Annotated in this window: 16 protein-coding genes; all 16 read right to left on the reverse strand. The window is 38.1% G+C overall.

Annotated elements, in window-relative coordinates; translation table 11 throughout:
• Positions 1-6 precede the first annotated feature (6 nt).
• The gene (locus FZC41_RS09550) at positions 7-2,496 is read right to left on the reverse strand and encodes a DNA translocase FtsK (RefSeq protein ID WP_148567187.1); all 2,490 of its coding nucleotides are present in this window, start codon (positions 2,494-2,496) and stop codon (positions 7-9) included.
• A 219-nt stretch (positions 2,497-2,715) separates the two neighbouring features.
• Complete coding sequence (dut, locus tag FZC41_RS09555; RefSeq protein WP_148567188.1) at positions 2,716-3,171, reverse strand: dUTP diphosphatase; 456 nt, start codon at positions 3,169-3,171, stop codon at positions 2,716-2,718.
• Positions 3,171-5,249 (reverse strand): polyribonucleotide nucleotidyltransferase, encoded by a 2,079-nt coding sequence (locus tag FZC41_RS09560; RefSeq protein ID WP_148567189.1) that lies wholly within the window; start codon positions 5,247-5,249, stop codon positions 3,171-3,173. The genes dut and FZC41_RS09560 overlap by 1 nt, the downstream gene beginning before the upstream one ends.
• Before the next feature lie 147 nt (positions 5,250-5,396).
• Positions 5,397-5,663, reverse strand: coding sequence for a 30S ribosomal protein S15 (gene rpsO, locus FZC41_RS09565; RefSeq protein WP_148567190.1), 267 nt, complete (start codon positions 5,661-5,663; stop codon positions 5,397-5,399).
• A gap of 120 nt (positions 5,664-5,783) precedes the next feature.
• Positions 5,784-6,692 carry a bifunctional riboflavin kinase/FAD synthetase gene (locus tag FZC41_RS09570; protein WP_148567191.1) on the reverse strand — a complete coding sequence of 303 codons (909 nt, stop codon included), beginning with the start codon at positions 6,690-6,692 and terminating at the stop codon, positions 5,784-5,786.
• 9 nt (positions 6,693-6,701) lie between these two features.
• Positions 6,702-7,622: a tRNA pseudouridine(55) synthase TruB gene (truB, locus tag FZC41_RS09575; protein WP_148567192.1), complete on the reverse strand. Its 921-nt coding sequence runs from the start codon at positions 7,620-7,622 to the stop codon at positions 6,702-6,704.
• The gene (locus FZC41_RS09580) at positions 7,609-8,577 is read right to left on the reverse strand and encodes a DHH family phosphoesterase (protein ID WP_148567193.1); all 969 of its coding nucleotides are present in this window, start codon (positions 8,575-8,577) and stop codon (positions 7,609-7,611) included. Before FZC41_RS09580 ends, truB begins: the two co-directional genes overlap by 14 nt.
• Positions 8,561-8,962: a 30S ribosome-binding factor RbfA gene (rbfA, locus tag FZC41_RS09585; RefSeq protein ID WP_148567194.1), complete on the reverse strand. Its 402-nt coding sequence runs from the start codon at positions 8,960-8,962 to the stop codon at positions 8,561-8,563. Before rbfA ends, FZC41_RS09580 begins: the two co-directional genes overlap by 17 nt.
• A gap of 39 nt (positions 8,963-9,001) precedes the next feature.
• Positions 9,002-11,239 (reverse strand): translation initiation factor IF-2, encoded by a 2,238-nt coding sequence (gene infB, locus FZC41_RS09590; RefSeq protein WP_148567195.1) that lies wholly within the window; start codon positions 11,237-11,239, stop codon positions 9,002-9,004.
• A gap of 37 nt (positions 11,240-11,276) precedes the next feature.
• The gene (gene rnpM, locus FZC41_RS09595; RefSeq protein ID WP_148567196.1) at positions 11,277-11,552 is read right to left on the reverse strand and encodes an RNase P modulator RnpM; all 276 of its coding nucleotides are present in this window, start codon (positions 11,550-11,552) and stop codon (positions 11,277-11,279) included.
• 68 nt (positions 11,553-11,620) lie between these two features.
• Positions 11,621-12,844 (reverse strand): transcription termination factor NusA, encoded by a 1,224-nt coding sequence (nusA, locus tag FZC41_RS09600; RefSeq protein ID WP_148567197.1) that lies wholly within the window; start codon positions 12,842-12,844, stop codon positions 11,621-11,623.
• Between the two features lie 23 nt (positions 12,845-12,867).
• Complete coding sequence (rimP, locus tag FZC41_RS09605) at positions 12,868-13,359, reverse strand: ribosome maturation factor RimP (protein ID WP_148567198.1); 492 nt, start codon at positions 13,357-13,359, stop codon at positions 12,868-12,870.
• A gap of 244 nt (positions 13,360-13,603) precedes the next feature.
• The gene (frr, locus tag FZC41_RS09610; protein WP_148567199.1) at positions 13,604-14,161 is read right to left on the reverse strand and encodes a ribosome recycling factor; all 558 of its coding nucleotides are present in this window, start codon (positions 14,159-14,161) and stop codon (positions 13,604-13,606) included.
• Positions 14,162-14,164: 3 nt separating this feature from the next.
• Positions 14,165-14,875, reverse strand: coding sequence for a UMP kinase (gene pyrH / locus FZC41_RS09615; RefSeq protein ID WP_148567200.1), 711 nt, complete (start codon positions 14,873-14,875; stop codon positions 14,165-14,167).
• A gap of 99 nt (positions 14,876-14,974) precedes the next feature.
• A complete protein-coding gene (gene tsf / locus FZC41_RS09620) occupies positions 14,975-15,619 on the reverse strand; it encodes a translation elongation factor Ts (RefSeq protein ID WP_338000855.1) in 645 nt (214 codons plus the stop codon).
• Positions 15,620-15,646: 27 nt separating this feature from the next.
• Positions 15,647-16,486, reverse strand: coding sequence for a 30S ribosomal protein S2 (rpsB, locus tag FZC41_RS09625; protein WP_170253938.1), 840 nt, complete (start codon positions 16,484-16,486; stop codon positions 15,647-15,649).
• Between the last annotated feature and the right edge of the window lie 126 nt (positions 16,487-16,612).

The raw sequence follows: 16,612 nt of genomic DNA on the forward strand, positions 1-16,612 counted from the left end.
CTTCACCTACTCCCGATTTCTAATTTCATCTTCTGTTACCAATATTTCCCGTGGTTTGCTTCCGTTCGGCCCGGATATAATGCCCCGTTCTTCAAGGTCATCAATAATTCTTCCTGCTCTTGCATAACCAACCTGTAATTTTCGCTGCAGCATTGAAGTTGATATTTGATTATATTCGAAAGCTATTTTTATCGCATCTTCTAACAGAACATCGCCATCACGTTTAGGCTTTTTTTCTTCCGGTTCCTTTGAAATTTCATCTTCAATGGAAGCATCGTACTGTTTGCCTTTCTTAACTTCTACTGCATCAATGACGGCATTGATTTCATGATCGGACACATATGTGCATTGTACCCTGGTCGGCTTTGATTGTCCTACCGGATAATACAGCATATCCCCTTTCCCCAAAAGTTTTTCGGCCCCGCCGGTATCCAGGATTGTTCGTGAATCCGTATTTGAAGCCACCGCAAAAGCTATTCTGGAGGGAATATTCGCTTTAATCAGTCCGGTAATGACATCCACCGACGGGCGTTGGGTGGCAATAATTAAATGAATGCCACATGCTCGCGCGAGCTGAGCGATCCGGCAAATGGCATTTTCGACTTCTTTTGGCGAAGTAATCATCAAATCTGCTAACTCGTCGATAACAATGACAATGCGGGGTAATTTTTTATCCCCTGATTTTTCAATTAATTCATTGTAGCCTTCAATATCCCTGACTCCTGAATCTTTAAACAGCATATAGCGCTCTGTCATTTCCTTCAATCCCCAATTTAATGCATAGGCGGCCTTTTTAGGATCTGTTACCACCGGAATCAGTAAATGCGGAATCGCGTTATACTGACTGAGTTCGACCATTTTGGGGTCGATCATAATGAACCGTACTTCAGCGGGAGAGGATTTAAAAATAAGACTCGTGATAATACTGTTGATGCAAACGCTTTTCCCTGAACCCGTGGCTCCGGCAATCAGCACATGAGGCATTTTGCCGATGTCGCCAATAATACTTTCTCCGGTAAGTGTTTTTCCCAGGGCAAAAGTTAACGGACTTTTGCTGTCCTTAAACTCAGGCGTATCAATGATTTCCCGTAAGCCGACAATTTCCGAAACTTCGTTGGGTACTTCTATTCCAACAGCGGCCTTGCCGGGAATCGGTGCTTCGATGCGAATATCTGAAGTTGCCAGACTTAATGCCAAATCGTTGGCTAAGTTCACAATCTTATTTACTTTCACGCCGGGCGCCAGTTGGAGCTCGAAACGGGTAATACTCGGGCCGACATTCACTTCAATAATTTTTGCCCGGACGCCAAAGTTTTTCAAGGTATCTTCAATGATTTTTGCTTTTTTGATTACATCATCTTTTTTTGATTTTTTTTTTGCTGCCGGAGGATTGAGCAGATCTAATGACGGAAACGTGTATTCTTCGATTTCTTCACCCAGGTTGATTTTCTCCTGATTAAGATGTTCTGCTTCTTCACCTTTGTCTTTTCCAATTTTTCCACGACTTAAGCCGCTAAAATCCGAATGATCAGCCATTTTGTTTTCTTCATTTATTCCATTGTCTATTTTGCCCCGACTTAAACCACTTAAATCCGATGGATTAAGAAAGTTTTCATGAATTTTAATGGGTGGTTCTTTGACAATGACTTCTTCTTCAATAAAACCAAACGGATCTGTCTTGGTCTTCTTTTTTGATTTGCCAGCTGATTGATTGACGGGTTTAAATAATGATTTGTTTGAGTCGCCGTTTATATGAAGGGGTTCAAATAATGCCGCATCATTTTCCTCCGCACTAATCGGGGGAATCATTGCTGTTTCGGATGTGCGATCTTTGGTCGCCTTCACTTCGTTTTTAATTTTTCTTTTATCTTTGATCGCCGCAATCTTGTCTTTAACGCGATTTTTTAAGGATGGTGCATCTTTATTTTTATCTTTGATGTTCTGCCAATATTTTTTGAGACTATTTTTGAATATAATTGCCATCATCAGAATAGAGGAAATAACGACAAGCAAAATCGTCCCTTTGACCGCAAATAACTTTATCAGTAATACCGCCAGCAATATTCCAATGATTCCACCGTATTGACCATACTGTGCTAAACTAAAAAGTTCCGGGATACTATAACCCATTAAATTAGGCGTATTAATCGTAAAGATAATCATCAAATTGACGAGCAGTAAAAAAACCAATACAAAGTTTTGGGCCCAATCATCAATTTTATTGATACAAAGAATAATTCCCAGGGCAACAAAGTAAAAACAAATTAATAGCGTTGCTGACCCAAAGCAATAGCTAAATCCCTGACTAACCAGATCACCAGCAATCCCGGCATTAAAATCAATATAGGAATAAGCGGTAAAACATCCGACAATGATAAGCAACACCCCAATAACCAGGTTATTGCCAAATATTTTTTTTGTTGCTTTCTTTTTTCTTCGACTTTGTGCTGCATTTCTGCTTTTTTGATTTTGTGTGGTTCTTTTTTTTGTAGCCATTCTTCTCCTCATAATATAACCCAAGAAATACACTTTGCAAGTTTCTCTGCGTTTGGCGACTGCCTTCACACAAATAAAAGACATGATAAAAGGTGTAGGAAAACCTACACCTTAGAGTCTCGACAATCATAAGGTGCAGCAATCATGAAATTTTGCGACAGCTCCTAGTGCTTGTTTATTAATTGTTATTACTATTGGAACGCAATATGACACTCAACTTCACTTTCCTGAGTGACCAAAACCACCATCGCCTCGTTCACTGGTTTCTAATTCTTCAATGCTGGTGACTTCTGAAAAATCCGCTTTTACATACTCAGCAAAAACCATTTGCGCAATTCGCTCACCTGGCTCCAACTGATACGGTCGATCCAGTAAGTTTATCAAAATAATCTTAATTTCTCCACGATAATCTGGGTCAATCGTTCCGATCCCGTTAACCAATGAAAGTCCGTGCTTAAGAGCCAATCCGCTGCGCGCCCGTATTTGGGCTTCAATTCCTAGCGGCATTTCAATAAATATTCCGGTCGGAATCTGATAAACTTTCTTAGGCATCACAATCAATTTTCCTTCGATATTCGCTCTTAAATCGACCCCTGCAGAGCCTTCGGTTTGATACTGCGGTAATGGGTACTCAGATTTATTGAAGATCTTGATTTTGCAATTATTAACCCTCATTATTCTTTTGGCAACATTGCTTTGCGAGATAAATTAATACGTCCCTGTCCATCTATTTCCATAACTTTAACGGTCACTTCATCACCGATGTTTACAACATCTTCAACTTTGTCGACGCGTTCGTTTGCTAATTTCGAAATATGGATCAAACCATCTTTTCCGCCTGGCAATGATACAAAAGCACCGAAAGTCATAATCCGGACAACCTTACCGGTCAATACTTCGCCAACTTCTACTACACGTACAATGTTTTCGATTATTTCCCGTGCGCGTTTTCCAGATTCTGAATCAGTCGAGGCAATGAATACCCGACCATCATCTTCAATATCAATTTTCACGCCGGTTTCATCAATAATTTTATTAATGACTTTTCCGCCTGAACCGATAACGTCTCTGATTTTATCAGGATTAATCTGCATAATGAAAATCTGCGGCGCATTTGGAGATAATTCTTTTCTCGGTTCTGATATTTCTTCATTCATAATGCCCATAATATGAAGTCTGCCAATACGAGCTTGTTCTAAGGCTTCAGTCAATACTTCTTCACTGATTCCATCGACTTTAATATCCATTTGAATAGCAGTAATGCCATCTGCTGTTCCCGCTACTTTGAAGTCCATATCGCCAAGGGCATCTTCCATTCCCTGAATATCTGAAAGAATAGCAAGTTTATCGCCTTCTTTAATAAGTCCCATGGCAATCCCGGCAACTGTCGCCTTTATCGGTACCCCGGCAGCCATTAGCGAAAGGGAACTTCCGCACACACTACCCTGTGACGTTGATCCGTTTGAGCTTAAGACTTCTGATACCACACGAATGGCATATGGAAAATCTTCTTCTGATGGCAGCACTGGTAACAGCGCACGCTCGGCTAGCGATCCATGACCGATTTCACGGCGACCCGGTCCTCTTGAAGGTCGGGTTTCACCGACACTGTAGGACGGGAAATTATAATGATGCATATACCGTTTTGATTCTTCATTTGATAAACCATCAAGTGATTGCGCATCGCCTAAAACACTCAGAGTTGTCACCGACAATACTTGGGTTTCTCCGCGCGTAAACAAACCTGAGCCATGTGGTCTGGCAAGAAAATCAATTTGGGCTGATATTGGTCTGATTTCATTCGTTTTACGATTGTCCGGTCGAATACGTTCTTCAAGAATAAGTCTTCTTATCTCTTTTTTCAAAAGAGATTTAAGAACATCATCAACTTCATTTCCCTTTTCTGGAAAGAGCTCTTCGCAATGTGCTTTTACCAACTCGTTTACTCTGTCGATATTTTCCAGTCTTTCAAGTTTGTCTGAAGTATTAACAGCATCCTTTAATCGATCACCGATAAATGAAACAATTTCATTCTGGACATCTTCAGAAGGCAAAAATAATTTGTATTCCTTTTTTTCTTTTCCGACTGTTGCGATGATTTCTTCCTGAAAAGCCACAATTTTTTTAATTTCTTCATGAGCTAATAAGATTGCATCCAACATCAGTTTTTCAGAAACGATGTTAGCACCTGCTTCAACCATCATAATGGCCTCTTTGGTTCCTGAAACAACTAAACTAAGATCACTTTTTCCGCGTTGTTCTTCGTTTGGATTAATGATCAACTCTCCGTCAACATAGCCTACTGCGACGGCGCCGGTTGGTCCGTTAAAGGGAATGTCAGAAATCGACAATACAATTGACGATCCGATCATAGCCGCAATTTCTGGGGCATTGTCCTGATCAACCGACATAACGGTTGCGGTAACGGATACATCGTTTCTAAAGCCCTTTGGAAACAAAGGGCGAAGGGGACGATCCATGAGTCTTGAATTTAAAATAGCTCTTTCCGTCGGTCGACCTTCTCGTTTTATAAAGCCTCCCGGAATTTTCCCAACCGAGTATTGTTTTTCTTCATAATCACAACTTAATGGAAAGAAATCCATTCCTTCACGGGGCTTTTTAGAAGCAGCAGTTACTACTAAAACTTCTGTTTCGCCATATCTAATCATGGCAGCACCTTTTGCAAGCTGTGCTACCTGGCCAATTTCCACCCGGAAAGGGCGTCCGGCAATTTGAGTTTCAAAAATATTCATTATTTTCTCGCTTTCTATTTATTTTAACCACAAGAAACACGTTTGCGAGTTTCCCGCCGTTCGCAGGCAATCTCCAAGTGAGTGTGAGGACTCATTTGACTCATTGCCTTCACGTAAAAAAAAGAGGGCGGAATACTCCGCCCCAAATTATTTTCTTAAGCCTAATCTTTGGATTAGTTCACGATATCGATTGATATCTTTGCCTTTTAAATAAGTTAATAATCGTCTTCGTTGTCCTACAAGTTTTAGCAGGCCACGTCGTGAGTGATGATCTTTTTTGTGAATTTGAAGATGTCCGTTAAGATCATTTATTCTTGCTGTCAGCAATGCAATTTGAACTTCTGGTGAACCGGTGTCACCATCATGTCTTTTGTAGTCATTGACTACTGTTTCTTTTACTTCTTTACTAATCATTTTTTTCTCCTTATTTTTCAAATTATCCATAGACCGAGTATTTTGTTGGAGTTTCAAAAAACCAAGTGAATGGAATTAACTTGTTAATTGTATCATAAGCACTAAATTATGTAAATAATTTTATTTTATGTAATTTTTCTGAATGTCTTCGATATCACTTTTTATTCGCACAACTAAATCGTCAATCGTATCAAATTTAATCTCATTTCGTATTTTATTCTTAAAGACAATCGTTATTTCTTCATCGTAGATATTCTCATCAAAATCATAAATATATGTTTCAATGCTAAAAGGATGTTTTTCAAAGGTTGGATTGCAGCCTAAATTTGTTAATCCATTATAGCATCTTCCGTTATAATAAACATGCGTATAGTAAACACCGGTGTTCGGTAAAACTATTTTTTTATCCAACTTAATATTTGCCGTTGGAATTCCGTATTGACGTCCCAGTCTTTTCCCCTGAACAACTCTACCGGTTAACGCATAATCACGTCCCAGGAAATCTTTTACTTCTTCAACCTGTCCGCAACTAATCAACTCTCTGATCAAAGTTGAACTGACTGAGTGCTCATCAATAATAAATTGGGGGAGAATCTCCACGGCAAATCCATATTTTTTTCCAAGTTCTGTTAATATCTCTGTCGTTCCTGATCCTTTGTAACCAAAATTATAATTGTATCCCACTACAAGTGTTTTCACCTTGTATTTTTTTAAAAGATATTCGGTAATAAATTTTTCAGGAGTCAGTTTCATCAGTCTTTCTGTAAAGGGATTTAAAAATACGTAGTCTAAACCAAATTCGCGAATGATCGATTCTTTTTCAGTGTTTGAAGTAATCAACCATGGTGTATAATTTGGAAAAATAAGTTCAAGGGGGTGCTCATTAAAGGTCATCACCCCTGTCTTCAATCCTAATTGATTGCCAATTTCTTTTGTTTTTTTCAAAAGGGCCTGATGTCCCCGGTGTACACCGTCAAAAAAGCCCAGCGCTAAAACAATTTCTTCTCCATGATATAAGGTCTTTGTCATTAATTTTCCTCACAATAATTTGCTGGGTTTTACGTAGTTTCCGTCTTCATCATCACTAAAATAGAACTTGCCCATTCCCACCAATTTTTCATTATCATATAACCGTATTATTTCTGATGGTTTAAACTCATCAAACGATTCCACTACATTCCACTGATAAAGCTTGTTACCATTAATTAAAAATTTTTTTCCGTCTTCTGTAGCAGTTATCCGTTTGAATCCATCAAGAGAATATGCCAAAGGATAAATATGCGCATCTAATTGATCTTCCGTCACTTTTTCTTCAATTTCTGATAGCTTAAGTGCTTCTTCAATTAAAAAATCCCCAACCTGATGACGAGTCAAACTTCCCATACACCCATAAGTTCCCAGTGCTGTACCGATATCACGGCATAAAGAACGCATATAGGTGCCTTTTGAACAGGTTACCCGTATTATAGCTCGCTGCGTCTTTTCTGAAAATTCCAATAAAGATAGTTTAGATATATGAACGAGTCGGCTTGGTATTTCGACATTCTCACCATTTCTTGCGTAGTGGTAAAGCTTTTTTCCGTTCACGCGAATCGCTGAGTAGATGGGTGGTTTTTGTGAAATTGTTCCAGAAAATTGCTCCAATACTTTTTGAAAGACTGCTTGAATAATGCCGATATTCTGTTTCTCGTTAGTAACAACTCCTGACAGATCGCAGGTGTCTGTTTCCATCCCCAACACCACTTCGGCTTCATAGACTTTTTCATGATCCGTAATATACTCGACCATTTTTGTCGCTTTGCCAATACATAGAACAAGAACTCCTTCAGCATCTGGATCAAGAGTTCCTGTATGTCCTATTTTTTTAGTTTTCAATAGCTTCCGGGTTTTAAAGACAACATCGTGGGATGTCATCCCTTTCTCTTTATAAACATTGAGATAACCATTATACTGTTTCATATTGTTCACTTTGCTCTTTATAAACTTCCATCAGATCTTCCTTTAAAAGTTCAATATCACCAGTGAAATTAAAACCTGCGGCTCGCTCGTGTCCACCACCACCATATTTTAAGGCAATTTCATGAATATCATATGGGAATTTTGCACGAAGCGACACTCGGTATTCTCCTGGTCTGACTTCTTTTAATAGTGCGGTAATATCTACCCCGATGGTATTTTGACCGACATTTGCAACATCATCGCTGATATTAATACTCCCGCCAAACTTCGTAATGGTATCATAATCTAAAACCATAAAGGCAATGGGCATACTGTCCAGAATCTCTAAGGAATGTATGGCGGCCCCGGTCATTTTCATTTGATCCATATTCTTTTGACTATGAAGCCTTTTTGAAAGATGAGCATAGCTTGGTTTGACTTTATAAAGTTCACTTGCAATGATGTGTGTATCAGTCGTCACGTTGGAAAATTGAAAACTTCCTGTATCGGTTGAAATTGCTGTAAAAATCGCATCCGCCATTTCCTCGTCAATTGTAACATCCAACGCCCGCAGGATACGAAATACAATTTCGGCCGTCGCTCCGGTAATTTCAATACAATTAAGATCTCCGTAATGAGCATTGCTTTTATGGTGGTCAATGACTAATTTCACTTTTGTTTTCGGCATTTTTTCAGGTGAAAATGCAAATTCACCAGTAGAGCAATCCATAAATAAAATAACATCATAGTTTTCTTGCAACTGTTGATTAAAACACTTAATCTCATTGAAAAAAAGTAATTTATCTTCAATCGGAAACTCAATATAATAGTCAACGGATTTATTCAACTGTTTCAAACCTTTTCCCATGGCTATCGCAGATCCGATCGCGTCTCCATCGGGTTTTTGATGAAGTAAAATCAAAAAGTTTTGGTTTTCCTTCAGACATTCTATTATTTCATCAGGAATTTTCTTCATTATCTTCCTTCAATTCTTGATCAACTTTTATTTCTTTATCATCCTTCAAACTTTTTAAAATTGATTCAATATGCATTCCGTATTCCACCGAATCGTCAATTTCAAATATCAATGCTGGTACAGAATGAACGGTAATCACTTTTCCAAGACTGGATCTTAAAAAGCTTTTGGCATTGTTCAACAGTTCAACTACCGCTTTTTTCTGGGCTTCATCTCCAAAGATACTGACATAAACAGTCGCTGTCTTGAGATCCGGAGTTGCCCTAACCCTGGTAATGCTAACATTGCTGTCTCTAATTCGAGTATCCTTCATTTTATGTATAATGATCAGACTCAATTCTCTTTGAATTTGTCCGTTAATTTTTTCGTTACGATGAGATGCCATATCATTGACCTCCTTCAGTATGAAAGATAGGACATTTGTCTATCTTTCGATTTTTTCCATAGTAAATGCTTCAATGTTATCGCCAACTTTTAAATCGTTGTATTTTTCGATTCCAATACCACATTCATAGCCGGAATTAACTTCTTTTACATCATCCTTAAAACGTCTCATTGAAGCAATTTTCCCCTCAAATACAACAATGCCATCCCTGATAATTCGAACATCATCATTTCGGTTAATTTTTCCATCTGTTATATAGGTTCCGGCGATGGTGCCAATGCTAGGTATTTTGAATACTTCTCTGACCTCGGCATTACCCATGACTTTTTCCCGGAATTCAGGTGCAAGCATGCCTTCCATGGCTTTCTTGATATCTTCAACAGCGTCATAAATGACTCGGTAAAGTCGAATATCAACATCTTCCGTTTCAGCAAGTTTAACGGCATTTTTATCAGGTCTTACATTAAAGCCGATCACAATGGCATTTGAAGTCGCTGCCAGCATAACATCGGTCTCATTAATAGCACCTACGGCACCATGGATCACATTGATTCGTACCGACTCATTATCAAGTTTTTCCAGTGATTGCTTAATCGCTTCGATTGAACCCTGAACATCTGCTTTGATGATAATATTAACATCTTGGATATTACCATCCTGGATCTGACTGAAAAGATCATCCAATGAAATATTTGAACGACGTTGTCGTTCTCCTTTTTGCATATCTTTTCGTTTTTCTGCCAATTGTCGAGCTTCTTTTTCATTTTCCAGCACAATAAAATCATCGCCAGCTATCGGAATATCAGATAAACCCGAAATTTCAACGGGTGTAGAAGGTCCGGCTTTTTTAAGTCGTTTCCCTTTATCGTCAATCATGGCTTTAATCTTACCATAAGTTGTGCCGGTAAGAATGCAGTCTCCAACATGTAAGGTTCCTTGTTGAACAAGTAAAGATGCTACTGGACCTTTTCCCCGTTTCACCTGTGCTTCAATAACCGTTCCTCTGGCTTCACGTGTTGGATCCGCTTTTAATTCTTCTACTTCAGCCATCAGGATAATCATCTCTAATAGTGCGTCAATTCCTTCGCCTGTTTTTGCTGAAACCAAAACGGCGATCGTTTCTCCGCCCCATTCTTCAACGACAAGGCCATATTCTGTTAATTCCTGTTTGACGCGATCTGGATTTGCTCCCGGTTTATCAATTTTGTTAATGGCAACCAGAATTGGAACACCGGCCGCCTTAGCATGATTAATTGCCTCAATTGTCTGTGGCATGACGCCATCATCCGCCGCAACAACCAATACCGCAATATCCGTTATTTGTGCCCCTCGAGAACGCATCGCTGTAAAAGCTTCATGTCCAGGTGTATCAATAAAGGTAATGGCCTGTTTTTTGATATTTACAGTGTAGGCTCCAATATGCTGAGTGATGCCGCCGGCTTCTCCCGCAATTACATTGGCTTTACGAATACGGTCAAGCAATGATGTTTTCCCATGATCAACATGTCCCATAACGGTGACGACAGGAGGTCGCAATACTTCATTTCCAGTTTCTTCTTCGTCATATTCCTCAAGAATTTTGGAAACCACATCTTCAATTTCAATAGCCTCAACTTCAAGGTCAAATTCGGCTGCGACGATGGCAGCTGTTTCATAATCAATTTCTTGATTGATGTTAACCATGGAACCAGACGCCATCAATGTTTTGATGATATCCGTTGCGTTTAATTCGAGAATTTCAGCAAGTTCCCCGACGGTTAGAATGTCAGGAATTTCAAAAACCTGATTCAATTGAACCGTTTTCTTTTTTTCATCCTTAATTCGTTTGTAAACGCTTCGTGCTGTTTTTTCTTTTTTGCTATGATCTCTCACCTTAGGTTGTTGTCCCTGGTTTGCCGATACCGGTCGTTTTTTATCTTCTGTTTTCTTAGGCACATTGCCCCCTGTATTTTTTTGACTTTTTTGATTGCTTTGATTTTTTTGTGGTGCCTTTTGTGGTGCCTTTTGTGGTGCTTTTCCGGTTTGAGTTTCTTTTTTTGATGCACTTTGAAACTTTTGATTCTCATTATCTTGTGAAACTTCTTTTTTATTATCTGCTTCTAAATCCGCCAGATATTTATCTTTATCAAATTTCTCTTCAAACTCAGCTACTTGTTGATCAGTCAGGGCACTCATATGATTTTTTACAGGAATATTGTGTTTGTTTAAAATAGCTACAAATTCTTTGCTGGGGATATTATATTTTTTTGCAAAATCGTATACTCTTAATTTTGACATATTATTCCTCCCTTCAAATTTTTATTTATTTATTTATTTATTTGTTCATTTTTACTTTTTCCATTAGTTGCTGACGAACGGCATCGACAACTTCCTTATCTACTTTTCTTTTAAATGCTCGTTCCAGGTAATTTTTATTCAAAAATTGATCCACGCAAGCTTCGGATTTACACACATAGGCGCCACGTCCATTCGCTTTTCCCGTGGAATCAAAAAAAATTTCTCCAGATTTATCTGACACAATCCTTAATAAGTCCCGTTTATCAAATTTCGAATGGCATATAACACAGGTTCTCTGTGGAATTTTTTTCATATATTACCTCTCTGACATCGATCTTTTATAATATTATAGCATAAAAAGCTATAGTATTGATTAAACCTTTAACTTTCTAGCTCAAGCTCATCTGCAAGTTTTAGTTCAGGTTCAGGTTCAGGTTCTTCTACTAATTCAAGGTTTTCCGCAAAGTCAAGCGCTTCTGCCACCTCAAGTTCTTCCAACTCAAGTTCTTCTTTTAGTTCTAAAAGAATATCTTCATTTTCATTATCTGATTTTTTATCAATCTGATATTTGCTGGCATAGTCAAGTTTGCTTTTAATATCAATTTTCCAACCGGTAAGTTTTGCTGCTAACCTTACATTCTGTCCTTCTTTACCAATTGCCAGTGAAAGTTGATAATCGTCCACAATGGCAATAGCGGTTTTTTCATCTTTATTCGGCAGTACTTGAACAACTTTTGCAGGACTTAATGCATTTGAAAGATACTCATCGATATTTTCACTCCATTTAATAACATCGATCTTTTCTCCTCTTAATTCATTAATGATATTTTGTACCCGAACGCCCTTTTGTCCTACACAAGCTCCAACTGGATCAATACTCGGATCATTGGCTTTTACAGCCACCTTTGTTCTCGAACCGGCTTCTCGGGATATGGAAATAATGTCCACAATACCATCAAATATTTCGGGTACTTCTGATTCAAACAAGCGTTTCACTAATCCTGGATGAGTTCTCGATACATTAACCTGAGGACCTTTTGTTGTTTTCTTAACCATCAATAAATATACTTTTATTCTTTGGTTAATGTCATATGCTTCTCCCGGTATTTGTTCCGATGGCAACATCACTGCTTCAAGTTTTCCAACTTCAACATAAACAACACCTTTTTCAACCCGTTTGATAATTCCGGTTAAAACTTCATCTTGTCTTTCAAGATAATCATTATAAATGATATTTCGTTCAGCCTCTTTAATTCGCTGAATAATTAGCTGTTTTGCATTTTGTGCAGCAATTCTACCAAAATCTCTGGGTCTTACTTCTTTACGAAAGAAGTCTCCGATATTATAGTTCGGATCAATTTCTCTAGCTTTATCGAGTGAAATCTGATTTTGATCATTTTCCGGTATTTCGACAATTTCTTTCATCGCATATACTTGAATATCCCCGGATTCACGATCAATATTAATTTCCACATTATGTGCATTTCCATAATTTTTTTTATATGCCGTGGTGATCGCTGCCTCAATGGCTTGAATTAATTCTTCTTTATCAATTGATTTCTCTTCTTGAATTATATCTAGAGCTCTAATAAACTCCGCATTCATAATTGTTTTTTCCGCCTTCCATGTTATTCAGCAGTTGGATGAGGATTAAAATTCAACTCATCCAATAGATTTGCTTTTGCAATTTTATTATTTTCCAGTTCTAATAGTTCACCTGTTTCAAGTTCAAGGGAAAGACCTTCAGGTGTATATGTCTTTAATACCCCTTGAAAATCTTTCTTCCCATTTAAAGGTGCGAAAAGATGAATGGTTATTGTTTTGTTAATACTCGCCATAAAATGCCGGTCTTTTTTCAACGGCCGATCAATCCCCGGAGAAGAGACTTCTAAAAAATAGCCTTGTTCAATCGGATCTTTTTCATCTAAAACTTCACTCACTTTTCGGCTGACTTTTTCGCAGTCATCCATTGTGATACCTTTTTCCGAATCAATATAGAGAATTAAGTACCAATCTTTTCCACCTTTTTCAAAGGTGAGATCTGCTAATTCATAATCAAGTGATTCTACAACTGGAGCAATCAGTTCTTCTAAAAAAACTTCTTTAGATATTTTTTTCATAGTTAATCCTTTTTGTTATAATTGTGTATTTATCAATCTTTAAATTAATAGTTAACCGCCTGCCTTTAAAGAGTCACCCTATAGGCATTTAGCTTGGGGTTCCGGGCAGTCTTTATTATCTGAATGCAAGCATTTGTTTAGCTTGTGCCCATGCGTAAAATAGTTAAGAGTGGGTCTCCCCACTCTTAATGAAATACTATTTAATTGAATAAACAATTAAAAAATTCATATCTCATAAAAACAACTAAACTTCTAAAATTTCCACTTCTTTATCTTTTAGAATCTGTTCAATGTTTTTAATCTCATCGTCCGTTACTTTTTGGATTTCCTTCTCACCCTGTTTTAAATCATCTTCGGTGATCAATCCTTCTTTTTGGGCATCTTTCAAATCCTGTATGGCATGTCTGCGTATGTTTCGCATTGTTACCTTACATTCTTCGCCATACTTTTTAACCAGTTTAACTAATTCTTTGCGGCGTTCTTCGGTAAGCTGAGGAATCAGTAAACGGATGATTTTGCCATCATTTGATGGGTTAAAACCAAGATCGGATTTAAGAATGCCTTTTTCTATGGCTGATATTGAAGTGGCGTCATAGGGTTGTATGACAATCATTCTCGGCTCAGGCGTACTGATGTTGGCAAGCTGATTTAAGCTGGTTGGTGAGCCATAATAATCTACCATAACCCTGTCAAGTATCCGGGGATTCGCCCGACCTGCCCTTAAACTACCTAAACTTTCGTTTAGATTTATCAGTGCCTTTGCCATTTTCTCATTTGTTGTTGCCTTAATCTCATTTACCATCTTCTATACCTCCTGAATAATTGTTCCGATTTTTTCGCCCATAACGGCACGCAAAATATTTTTCGGTTCATTTAAACCAAATACTAGAATGGGAATGTGATTATCCATACACAGTGATGTTGCAGTGGAATCCATAACCTTCAAGCCTTTATTCAGCACATCAATGTATGATAATTCTGTATATTTTTTCGCATCTGGATTGACTAATGGATCTGAGTCATATACCGCATCGATGCTTTTTGCCAGTAAAATAATTTCCGCATCAATTTCCGCTGCTCTTAAAGCCGCAGTGGTATCCGTTGTAAAGAAGGGATTCCCGGTACCGGAAGCGAAAATAACAATTCTTCTTTTTTCGAGGTGGCGAATTGCTTTCCTGCGAATATATGGTTCAGCAATCTGTTTCATTTCAATGGCGGTTTGAACCCGGACGGGTACACCCATTTCTTCAAGTACATCCTGGAGTCCAAGTGCATTGATGCAAGTTGCCAGCATCCCCATATAGTCCGCGGTTGATTTATCCATGCCTTCACCACTGCGTCCGCGCCAAAAATTTCCCCCACCTACAACAATGGCAATCTCAACTCCCAGATCAAAAACTTCTTTAATCTGTTTACATATGGATTCTACTGTTGGTGTGTCAATTCCATGACCTGCGCTGCCAGCTAATGCTTCACCGCTTAATTTAATGATTACACGTTTATATTTCGGTTCCATAAAACCCCCCCTTCCTTTTTTCCATTATATCGTAATTATCTGAAATTTACAATGCTGTCAACTGTAAAAAAAGAACACGAATGTGTCCTTTTTTAGAGTTTATGCTTTAATTTGTTTGGCAACTTCCTCAGCAAAGTTTTCTTCTTTTTTCTCTAAACCCTCACCCATTTGAAAACGAGCAAACCGTCTGATTTTGACATTTTCGCCAATCGCCATGATTTGTTCTTTTACCAAATCTCCAATTGTTATGTCAGGATTTTTTACAAAAGGTTGTTCCAGAAGACAGATTTCTTTATAGAATTTACTGATCCGTCCTTCAACCATTTTTTCAATAATTTTTTCAGGTTTTCCTTCATTTAAGGCTTGAACACGAAGAATTTCTTTTTCTTCTTCCACCTCTTCATCTGGCACTTCTTCTTTAGTGACATACAAAGGGTTTGTAGCTGCTATATGCATTGCGACATCTTTAACAAACGTTTTAAATCCATCAGTTTTTGCAACAAAATCCGTTTCACAATTTATTTCAACCAAAACACCAATTTTCCCACCCATATGTATATAGGATTCAACGATGCCTTCTGCTGCAATACGTCCTGATTTTTTATTTGTTGCTGCTAATCCTTTTTCTCTTAACACGATCATTGCTTCTTCAATGTTTCCATCTGTTTCTACTAAAGCATTTTTACAGTCCATCATGCCTGCGCCGCTTTTGGCTCTTAATTCTTTTACTAATTTTGCGTCCACGTTTATCCTCCTAGTAAGTTTTAAAAATTATTCTGCTTCTACAACTGGTGCTGCTTCTGCAACTGGTGCTGCTTCTACAACTGTTGCCGTTTCAGCAATTGGTGCCGTTTCAGCAATTGGGGCTGCTTCAACGACTGGTTCTGCGACTGCTACAGGCGCCACTACAATTTCTTCTTCAACTTGTTCGCCCTGACGTCCTTCGATAATTGCATCGGAGATAACTGATAAGATTAAGGCTACCGCCCGAATAGCATCATCGTTACCAGGAATAATATAATCAATTTCGTCTGGATCACAATTGGTATCAACGATTCCGATAATTGGAATACCTAATTTTTTAGCTTCGGCAATTGCAATTCTTTCTTTTTTTGTATCAATAACAAAAATTGCGCCTGGTACACCTTTCATCTCTTTGATACCGCCTAAGAATTTTTGTAATTTTTCACGCAGACGTTTTAACTTAATAACTTCTTTTTTAGGTAGAAGGTCAAAAGTTCCATCTTCTTCCATTTGTTCTAATTCATTCAATTTATCAATTCGTTTGCTGATCGTTCCAAAGTTTGTTAAAGTTCCACCTAACCAACGGTGATTAACACAGTAGCTTCCGCTACGTTTTGCTTCTCTTTCAATACTGGTTTGCGCTTGTTTTTTAGTTCCAACGAAAAGAATTTCTTCACCGTTTGCTGATAATTCTTTTACGAAATTATATGCTTTTTCAATTCTCTTCACAGTTTGTTGTAAATCAATGATGTAAATCCCGTTTCTTTCTGTGAAAATATATGGAGCCATTTTTGGATTCCATCGTCTTGTCTGATGCCCAAAATGCACCCCTGCTTCCAAAAGTTGTTTCATAGAAACACATGCCATAATCTTATTCCTCCTTGGTTTTTCCTCCATTCTCGTCAATTAAGATCATCGACCTGAAACCAGGCACCCAATGTCTCTCAGAGAATGTGTGTAATACATACCTTGATATAATAGCACAATCGATTA

It is taken from the genome of Acetobacterium paludosum (genome assembly GCF_008086595.1).
Lineage (GTDB): Bacteria > Bacillota > Clostridia > Eubacteriales > Eubacteriaceae > Acetobacterium > Acetobacterium paludosum.